Here is an 8232-nt window from a genome sequence, read left to right as displayed (position 1 = left end):
GAACTCCGACAGGGGCGACCGGCGGTCGCCCGACACCACCACGGAACACGCGCAAGACACCGCCCTGAACAGATCGGTCACCTTCTTCCGGAACGGGAGAGGGCCGGGGTGAGGGTGTGCGTGCCGCCCACTTCGCGGGCTCGGCGGGGCGTGTGAGTGCGGCGTGTGACAGGAATTGATGAGCCCCGCACAGCGGGGCGACATTCATCAGCCCACGCCGTGAGGCGTGGGAATGCGGCGTGTGACGGGAATTGAAGAGCCCCGCGCAGCGGGGCGACATTCAGCAGCCCACGCCGTGAGGCGTGGGGATACGGCGTGTGACGGGTGTTGAAGAGTCCCGGATGGGCGACATTCAGAGGTCGGATTCGCCACAGGTGAATGCATCGTGCTCGAGCGCAAACTGCAGAAGAAATTCCGGGCATTCGTTCTTGTGCTCTCGCGGAAGATGTGTTCCCGCGGCTCAACGTCCTGGAATGCCGCCCCTCCGGGGCTCACGTGAAGACGTCGGTGCGCGCGTGTCCCACGCCTGACGGTGTGGGTTGGTGAATGTCGCCCGCTTCAACGGCCTGGGCCGCGGTAATTATTCCACTGTCGACGAGTTCAGTCCTGCCGTCGACGCGGCGGGGAACTACACAACGCCGGCTGCGGGCGTCGCGTACGGACCGGCGACCTATTCCTGGAGCTATCAGGGGAACGCTGTGAATCCCCTGCATTCCGAAAATATCTCGGGCGCGCACCGGCTGCCCAACGGCAACACGCTGCTGTGTTCCGGCACGGTGGGCCTCTTCCTCGAGGTGACAACAGCGGGCGATATTGTGTGGAAGTACATCTGTCCTGTTGAGAAATCGGGCATACTGACACAGGGCGACACATTGCCCAACGATCCTGCGCGTCTGGGTGAGAAACTCAATTCCGTGTTCCGCATCACGCGGTACCCACCCGACTACGCGGGCTTCACGGGCCGGGATCTCACACCGGGCGACTTCGTGGAGAAATACCGGACGGATGTCTCCGCTGTTCCGCAGAGTGACGCCGTTGCCGTGCTCGGCCCCAACCGCCCGAATCCGCTCGGGAGCGTCACCGACATCCCGTTCACGCTCGCGCGCGCGGGATATGTGCAGCTCACCGTGTACGACCTGCTCGGGCGCCGCGTCGCGTCGGTGTTCGACGGCTGGGCGGAGGCGGGCACGCATTTCGCGCGCTTCGACGCGCAGCACGCCGATGGCGCCGCCGCGCCGGGCGCCTACATCGCGGTGCTGCGCTGCGGTGAACACATCGGGCGCCGCGTGATGCTGCGCGGAAGTTCCGGATCGGCGGCGCGCTGATCGCGCGGCGCGCTGCCGACCGGGAACGGCGCAGGTCGATGCGCGCGAGGTCTGTCGCCTCTGCGATGGGTCTGCTGCGCCCGTGATGTGTCTCGTCCCCGGGGACGACCTCCGAATCGTGCGGTTCCGGTGCTGTTTGGACACAAAGTATCGGATGTGTATTGTCGTGTTTTCCAGAAATGCCTCACACCGTTTCCGCGCGCAGGTCCTGCGCGCGGAGATTTTCATCAGGAGCTGCCGTGAAACATCGCATACGCATCCTCGCGCTCTCCGCCTTCGTCCTGTGCTCCGGAGCATATGCGCAACGGGCGGAGGATGTGTCCGAACGACTGTACGATACGCAGATCGCTGCCGCCGAGGCGCTCATCCAACTCGACAAAATCAGCGAGGCCGCAGCGTACCTCCATGCGACAGAGCCCGCCCGCCGCGGCATCGAGTGGCGTTTCCTTCGTGCGCGCCTCGATCAAAGCGACACCAGCGTGACGCTGCCCAGTGGTGTCACCGCGACGGATCTCGCCCTGCACCCGTCCGGCACTCGGCTCGCCGCGGCCGCCTCCGACAGCACCGTCCTCGTCCTCTCGTTTCCAGACTTGCGCGTGCTGCAGACGCTGCGCGGCCACCGTGGCTCGGTGAGCACCGTGGCCTACAGCGGCGATGGACATCTTCTCGCCTCCGGAGGACGCGACCACGCGGTGCTCGTCTGGGATGCGGCGTCGGGCGCACTGCTGGCGCGCAACGACACTTCGTTTTCGCAGGGGATCTACAGCGTGGAATTCCATCCCGATTCGAAGCGGCTGGGAGTCGTGTCGTGGGAACGGCTGGCAGCGCGGCCGCCGCACATCTTCGGTTTTGCCAAGCTGATCGACGCCCGGAGCGGGGCGGAACTGCTGCGAGTGGAACTCGACAATCATCCCGCTTCCGGCATCGTCTTCACTCCCGACGGAAGCCGCATGGTTCTCGCGACCTGGGGGGAGAACACCACGTGCCACGACGTGGCGACAGGAAGGGAACTCTGGCGCTACGACCTGTCCGATCCCGCGGAATACAACGCGTGTCACGCGCTCGACATCCACCCCGACGGATCGCGCATCGCGCTGGGATCGACCGACCGCCGTGTCACCATCCTCGACGTGCGGACCGGCGCGGTGCTGCACCGCATCGAATCCTGGGCCGGACATACCAAGACGGTGAAATGCGTCCGCTTCTCGCCGGATGGCCGTCGCCTCGCGACAACGGGCGAGGACGAACGCGTCCTCGTGTTCGACACGGACGGTTACACCCGCGCGCATGCGCTGACCGGTCACACAGCATCCGCGACAGGCCTCGCCTGGTCACGGGGTGGCGACAGCCTGCTCTCAACCTCTGTCGGCGGACACATCCTGCTGTGGGATCTCGCGCGACCATTCGAGCGCCACCGGGAAATATGCAATTTCGGACCCTGGCAAACCCCGTTCACAGAGGACGGCCGCGTGTTTCTCGCGCCATGCTCCGACACGTCCCTCGTGCTGTACGATGCGGCGTCGGGCAGGGAGGTGAAACGGCTCGGGGCGCGCAGCGGCCTCTGCGGCGACATCAGCAGCGACGGCCGCCTCGCCGTCACCGCGAGTTTCGACGGCGTCGTGCGTCTCTGGGACCTGACGGCGGGGCGCGAACTGCGTGCGTATGCGGGTCACAAGGGCCGCGTCGATGGCGTCTCTTTTGTCAACGGCGACCGCTTCCTCGCTTCCGTCGGTGACACGACGCTGCGCATCTGGCCGGTCGACAGTGATGCTGCGCCCACCGTCCGGAGCCTGTCCGGGAGGCCCTTTCGCGTGCTGGCAAGTCCGGATGGCTCTCTGCTGTACATCGGTTTTTCCGACGGTCTGATCCAGGTGCTGGAAGCGGCGTCACTTCGGGAACTACGAACGCTGCGATGCGCGCGCGCCTTGCAGGAGTTGGCGGTGAGCGCCGACGGTGCGCACCTTGCCGTGTTCAGCGGATCCCTCGTGGAACTGTGGGATCCGCACGCGGGGGAGCGCCGGCACACGCTGCGGGGTCATGCCCGCCCCGGCTATGCGGTGGGATTCTCGCCCGACGGTGTCCACCTGGTGACCGGTTCCTACGACCAGACGGTGAGATTCTGGGATGTGCGCAGCGGAAGATGTGTGCTCACCTATCACGGGGTGCCGCACGACGTGTACACGGCGAAGCTGCTTCCATCCGGCGCGCTGTTTCTCAGCTCCGGAGATGGACACACGCGGTATTTCCGCACCGGCCGCGAGGACTGACGGCAGGCCGGGGTGTGGAGTCAGGCCCGGGACGTCTCGTCCTGCGCCGTGCCGTCGTCGCGCGATGGTGGTCTGAGCCACTCCAATCACCGCCGAGAGTTATCCCGCGCTGTTGTGCAGGGCAGGATGTCGTGGGGGAGTGCGCTGATCGCGTGGCGCCCTACAGACGGGATAAGAAAAAGTCCCGTCTCGACGGGACTTTTTCGCAAGCGGAACGGCCTCAGGCCCAGAACGCGTCGTACTGCGCGGTGCCGTCGCCGAAGATGGCACCGCGTCCCTCGATCACCATCCCGTCGCGCCAGGTGAGCCAGTGGATGACGTCGATGTCGAGGATACGGCCGGGCTCGCCCGCGCGGTGCCCGGTGTTGTGCGTCACATCGGCTGAAAAATTATCGGCCGTCATGAGGGCGAGGAGCTGCATGTTAAAGCTGTTCGCCGAGAGCGCGCCGACCTTCGCCATGAAGGCGACGAATTCGTCGCGGCTGTTCTTCCAGCCGGAGAGCTGGTTGTGGCCGGGCACGAGCCAGCGAAGGTCTTCGGCCCAGTACTGCGCGATCTGCGCGGGATCGCCGCTTGCGAGCGCCGCGTAGGCGGCGCCGACGAGGTCTGCCGTGATGAGAGCCATGGGCGCCGTCCTCAGTCCGCCAGACGGCCGGGGATCGGCTTCAGGCTGTACACCGCCCAGAAGAAGTTGTCCACCGTGTGCTGGTCGCTGATGTACACCTGCACCTTCGCGATGCGTCCGTTCACGATCTTGTAGTGCGTGCAATTGAGCGCGTTGAGCACCACCTCCGACGTCTTGCCCGACGCGTCCGTCACCTTCGCCGATCCCGCGCCGCGGTGCACTTCCACCACCGTGTCGTCGCCGAACGTGTCGACGCCCGTTGCCGGATCCTTCGCGGGATCGAGCGTCACGTGAATGTTGGCCTTCACGAGCTGCGAGAAGAACGCGAGCACCTCGTCGGCTCCGTGTTTCGTACCGGAGAGGGGATGCCTCCCTGGGAGGTTCCACACAAGATCAGGTGCAAACACCTCGCGCTTGATGGTCTCCATGTCGTTGTTGTTGAAACACTCGTACATCTTCTGCACGAGAGCGATGTTGGGATGTATGTCTGCCATGCCCCTTTCTCCGCTTATGTGTGAGATGAAATGCGCGCCGCCGCTCCGCCGTTCGGTGGAGGCAGCATCCCGCGTGATGGTTGTGGAAAGTGCACCCGAAGCTACACACCCGCATGAAATAAGTCAATATCCCATCCGAATTATCCGCATGTGAAAAATGAACACAGGAAAAACGGAGGACGGGAGTCCTCAACCCCTCACCCGCTGTCCCGCTGTCCCGCTGTCCCGTTGTCCCGTTGTCCCGCAACCGCATCGGTGTTGTATAGCGCCGTGAGGAGCAGTAGTTTTCCCGGGACAATTCGGGGGTAAGGCATGCGCGCGTTGTGGTGTTCGATGCTGTTCCTTGTTGCGTTCTGCGGGATGCAGGCGCAGTTGACAACGAAAACGACGGCCCATGGTTCGAAGCCGGGCTACATCGATAAGGCGACCCTCGTGGTGCAACCACACGGGGCCTACGTGGAACAGGCCCTGTACCTGAGTTACGGCGACCACGGCGCCTTCGGCAGCAACCCGAACGTGGAGATCGTCCACCGATTCCGCCTCCCTGCGAATGCGGTGGTAAACGACCTGTGGCTGTGGATCGGCGACAGCGTGATGCAGGCCATCATGCTCGACGTGTGGAAGGCGCGGGCGATATACGACAGCATCACGAGTTCTCTGCACGATCCGGCGTTCCTCGCGAAGAAGGGCGACGTGTACGAGCTGCACATATTTCCGCTGATCTCCGGGCGCGTGCGCCGCATCCGCATGAATTTCCTCGTCCCCGCGCGCTATGTGGGAAGCACAGGCAGCGCAGAACTTCCCTTGGGCATGCTGCTGGATAACAACGCGGCGGTGAAACCGCTGGAGGTGATGTTCCGCACCGTGGACCGATCATGGGGCACACCGACGATCAGCGAGGTGCCGAGCCTTGTCTTTGACACACTCCCGGATACGCGAGGTTATAAGTTCCTTGTGACCAACATCCCCGACGTCACCCCGCTCAAGAGTATGACGATGTCCTTCCGCGCCGCGCTCGACGAAGGCACGCGCCTCACATCCGCATCGGTAAAAAAGACCGAGCAGTCGTGGTTCGAGTACGGGTTCGATCCGACAGCGATATTCTCGCCGCCAGCGGACACCTCGATGAAGAAACGTCTGTTCGCATTGGACCTCAGCGGTTTGCACGATAGGCAGTACTCGACGTTCCTTCCCGAGTTACGGGAGTTTCTCACGTCCGCGACCAATCCTCGTGACAGTATCGCACTTTTGGTGTCCGGTGCAGGGCGTGTGTCCCGTGCGCGCGCCGGATGGATCCCGACACGGCCGAGTGCTATCGATTCGCTCGTGACGCAGTTCGCGGCCGGTGTACACGGCGCGGAAATCGCGGCGCAGCAGCTTCCCCTCGTGGAGTATTGTGACGTGAACTCTACGATATGTTGGCAATTCCCTGGAATTGAAAACGTCGCGCGCGTGCATGTTTCGAAAGATATTCATAATGCACTGCGGGTCCCGTCGTCTGACGTCATCGCATCCTATGAACACCGAGGATCGGCTGATTCCTTAAAAATCTTGCTTCCGGCACTTCTCGAACGCGGTGGACGCGTGGTATGGTATATCGATGAAAACCATGATCCGAGAATGGAAGAGCCGCTACTGCCAAGTGTCAAGTTTACCAAGGTCTACTCAGATGCTGTCGTACCACTCTTTCGAAAAGAAAATGGGAATCTGGGAGCGGCGTTTCCTGAGGTTGTAGATCACCTGTCGAGGGGTTTCATAACGTACGACACAGGCTATGGGATTACTGCTGAACTTGTCGATACCGCAGGCCGCGCACAGGTCATTTCGCGCCGAATCGGATCGGGCCTCATCGTGCTCAGTTGCCTGTGGAGCTTCCGAGCGGATGGCGCTCTGCGTGCCACGGTCGGTGTCCCGTTACTCGGACTGAACAGTGCCGCACGCGGCGTCACGATGCTTACAACGTTACTGTCTGAGGTGCGGCGTGTGCACGAAGAAGAAGGCAGTGACCACATTTATGTTCTGAGCAATACGGATACGGTGTATTCCGTTCAGGTGTCGAGCTCCATGGCTATGCAGTATGCGGCGGAGTTTCACAGGCCGCTTCCGCGTTTCACAACCCTGAACCTGCTCCGCGCCGCAGCATACACGCCCCCCTTTATCACCGATGCCGGTGTCCGCTACTACGGCAGTGGCATGCTGTTGCGCAGTGTTGCGGACGCACTTGGTGGACGGTACATCGCGGCGTCCGAGTACACATGGCCACGCGTGTGCGAGATGGTCACGCCGAGTGGTTTCGCAGATATCGACTCGATGCGCCTCGAGGTGGCCGTGCTCGGGGGAGGCGGTGAACTGCGCGTGCTACGCGAGGTCGATCACGTGCCGGGTGATTTCCGCAAGGTGCGCTATTTCTTCGGCGAGACCAGCGCGGCCGACAGTCTGCGTTTCACGGCCACCGCGCGGCTCGCGAACGATCCGCAGCCGCGCGTTCATCAGCGCACGGTGCAACTGACGAAGGATTCCGCGCGGATGAACTGGACCATCCCGCCGATGCTCGCCAATGAGCAACTGCGCGACATGTTCGCGAAGAAGCCGCCGCTCGACACAGCGGGCATAGTGGCCCTTGCGCGCAAGAACCGCCTGCTGTGCGATTTTACCGCGTTCCTCGCGCTGGAGCCCAACGATACGCTCAAGTTCATGCGTGATCCCTTCGACGAAACCAAACTCACCGATGTGTTACCCATAGAATTCTCGTCCGACGGTGATTCGCTCGCCGTGGTTGTCACACCCAATCCCTTCCGCGGCAGCACGCGGATTGCAGTGCGAGCGCCCGAGGGTTCGGAGGTGACGATCACACTGTTCGATATGCTCGGCAGGGCAGTGCGCACCGTGTCTTCGTCGCCGCAAACCTCACGGATGCAGGTGTACACGTGGAACGGCGCCGATGCGCAGAACAGCCCGTTGCCCGCGGGCATCTACTTCGTACACGTGCTCGCGCGCAGCCCGTTCCACGACGCACCGCTCAGTGTCGTCCGTAGAGTCGTGCGTATGGAATAGCGGCGCGAAGGGCAGGAGAGTGTCCTCGCCTGTTTCGCGAGCACATCGGATGATTGGATGATTGGATGATGAGACGATCAGACGATTAGACGATTAGACGATCAGACGATTAGACGATCAGATGATTAGACGATAAAACGACAGTTCGGTCCGATTCTTTGTGCGATCTATTCCGCGTTTGTGCGGCGCACGTGTGAACTCCGACAGGGGCGACCGGCGGTCGCCCGTGAAAAACGCAGCTCGCCGCGAGCACCGATCCGATTCCCTCCGCGATGTAGGCGGTATGTGCACGACACGCGTGTGACCTCCGACAGGGGCGCCCGGCGGTCGCCCGACACCACCACGGACCACGCGCAAGACACCGCCCTGAACAGATCGGTCACCTTCTTCCGGAACGGGAGAGGGCCGGGGTGAGGGTGTGCGTGCCGCCCACTTCGCGGGCTTGGCGAGGCGTGGGAGTGCGGCGT

The 8232-nt window shown here is 63.0% G+C and carries 5 protein-coding genes; 3 read left to right on the top strand and 2 right to left on the bottom strand.

The window, feature by feature from the left end:
* Positions 1 to 542 precede the first annotated feature (542 nt).
* Complete coding sequence (locus HY962_16155) at positions 543 to 1325, top strand: hypothetical protein (GenBank protein MBI5648464.1); 783 nt, start codon at positions 543 to 545, stop codon at positions 1323 to 1325.
* Positions 1326 to 1564: 239 nt separating this feature from the next.
* Complete coding sequence (locus HY962_16150) at positions 1565 to 3592, top strand: WD40 repeat domain-containing protein (GenBank protein MBI5648463.1); 2028 nt, start codon at positions 1565 to 1567, stop codon at positions 3590 to 3592.
* 220 nt (positions 3593 to 3812) lie between these two features.
* Here HY962_16150 and HY962_16145 read toward each other — a convergent pair whose 3' ends face one another.
* Complete coding sequence (locus HY962_16145) at positions 3813 to 4217, bottom strand: nuclear transport factor 2 family protein (GenBank protein ID MBI5648462.1); 405 nt, start codon at positions 4215 to 4217, stop codon at positions 3813 to 3815.
* An 11-nt stretch (positions 4218 to 4228) separates the two neighbouring features.
* On the bottom strand, positions 4229 to 4711 hold the full coding sequence (locus HY962_16140) for a nuclear transport factor 2 family protein (protein ID MBI5648461.1): 483 nt from the start codon (positions 4709 to 4711) through the stop codon (positions 4229 to 4231).
* A gap of 333 nt (positions 4712 to 5044) precedes the next feature.
* Here HY962_16140 and HY962_16135 point away from each other — a divergent pair, with 333 nt between their 5' ends.
* A complete protein-coding gene (locus HY962_16135; GenBank protein MBI5648460.1) occupies positions 5045 to 7765 on the top strand; it encodes a T9SS type A sorting domain-containing protein in 2721 nt (906 codons plus the stop codon).
* Positions 7766 to 8232: the final 467 nt, after the last annotated feature.

The sequence above is a fragment of the Ignavibacteriota bacterium genome, from assembly GCA_016218045.1.
In the GTDB taxonomy this organism is placed as follows: Bacteria; Bacteroidota; Ignavibacteria; order SZUA-365; family SZUA-365; genus JACRFB01.
The sequence above is the reverse complement of the archived record's forward strand: the minus strand, read 5'-3'. Positions and strand labels throughout refer to the sequence as shown.